Consider the following 1,000-nt stretch of genomic DNA (forward strand, 5'->3'; position numbering starts at 1 on the left):
ACAGCCTGGGCAAGATACCTTGCGACGGCAGTGCCTACGCCTTCCGCAACCGTAACGGCAACCGCATCAAGCTATTGATCTGGGATGGCACGGGCGTATGGATGTGCGTGCGCCGTCTACACCGAGGTCGCTTCACTTGGCCGCAGAGTCACGACACCGTCTTCACCTTGAGCCAGACCGACTGGCAGTGGCTCACCACCGGGGTGGATTGGCGTCGCTTAAGCGCCCATCCGTCGTCGCTGTGGCAACCATGAAACACCCCGCAAAATATCGCTGCAGCCCAGTTCTTGTGCGGGTCTTGCTGGGGTAGCCATGGTAAAATCCAACCATGGATTTTACCGCCGAACTCGCTCGCTCCAACCTTGATCCCGCTGTCGCGGCATCGCTGACGGCGCAGCTGGCGAAGGTGGATCACCAAGCTCAAGAACTTCGCCTGAAAGACCTGAAGATCCAGGCACTCACCTTGGAACTGGCCCACCACCGACGCATCACCTTTGGCGTCAAGAGCGAAGCCTTTCCCCCTGAACAACGCGACCTGTTCGACGACGCATGCGACGAAGATGGTGCCGCCATCGTCGCCGAGATCGAACAACAGCAAGCCCCGGCTAGCGTGCCGCGCCAGCACAAGCCCACCGGCCGCAAAGCCTTGCCAGCGGAACTGCCGCGTGTCGAGCACCGCCACGAACCCGAAGCCTGCACCTGCGGCCAATGCGGACGCGATCTGGTGAAGATCGGCGAAGACGTGAGCGAACAGCTCGATGTCGAGCCCGCCCGTTTCTTTGTTCATCGCCACATCCGCCCGCAATATGCTTGCCGTGGCTGCGAAACCATCACTGCCGCGCCGGTGCCGCCGGCGATCATCGATGGTGGCCTGGCCGCGCCAGGGCTACACGCCTGGGTGCTGATCCAGAAGTTTCTGGGTCACCTGCCCTTGTACCGCATCGAGCAGATCAGCACGCGCCACGGTGTGCCGATCGCGCGCTCGACGCTGGCGCAATGG

General features: G+C 62.3%; 2 protein-coding genes. Both read left to right on the forward strand.

The annotated features are described in order from the left end of the window. Positions 1 to 254, forward strand: a 254-nt coding sequence (gene tnpB, locus CSQ89_RS21630; RefSeq protein ID WP_099407994.1) for an IS66 family insertion sequence element accessory protein TnpB, incomplete at its 5' end; no start/stop codon positions are given. A gap of 74 nt (positions 255 to 328) precedes the next feature. Beyond that, positions 329 to 1,000: IS66 family transposase zinc-finger binding domain-containing protein (locus CSQ89_RS21635; RefSeq protein ID WP_143747139.1), on the forward strand; the 672-nt coding region annotated here is incomplete at its 3' end.

The organism is Chitinimonas sp. BJB300 (assembly GCF_002735695.1).
GTDB lineage: Bacteria > Pseudomonadota > Gammaproteobacteria > Burkholderiales > Chitinimonadaceae > Chitinimonas.